At 63.1% G+C, this 449-nt stretch carries 1 protein-coding gene; it reads right to left on the bottom strand.

Annotated features, from left to right (window positions below; translation table 11 throughout):
- Positions 1-449 (bottom strand): immunoglobulin-like domain-containing protein (locus tag AC1DH9_RS30995; protein ID WP_477809569.1); only part of this gene is annotated, 449 nt, incomplete at both ends.

Raw genomic sequence — 449 nt, 5'->3', positions numbered from 1 at the left:
GTGGTGACCGCCGGGGTGGTGCTCGGGGTCAGCTGCTCGAAATTGCCACCGGTGGTGCTTTCGATGGTGGTGCTGACGGTGCTGCCGTTTTTGTAGACGTCGTTGGCCGGGGTRTCGACCACCACCGAGCCGSTGGTTTTRCCGGCCTCGATGTTGATYACGGCGCCATTGCTGAGCGTGACAGTCATCGGTGTGCCAGCCGGATTGCTCAGGGTGGCGGTGTAGGTGATCTGCCCGCCTTCGGTGACCGAACCGGTTGCTGCCAGGGACAGACCGGTGTTGTCGATCGAATCGGTRATGGTGGTGACCGCCGGGGTGGTGCTCGGGGTCAGCTGCTCGAAATTGCCACCGGTGGTGCTTTCGATGGTGGTGCTGACGGTGCTGCCGTTTTTGTAGACGTCGTTGGCCGGGGTATCGACCACCACCGAGCCGCTGGTTTTGCCGGCCTC

Source organism: Pseudomonas sp. 05T35, assembly GCF_056396605.1.
This window is presented reverse-complemented; position numbering and strand designations above follow the sequence as displayed.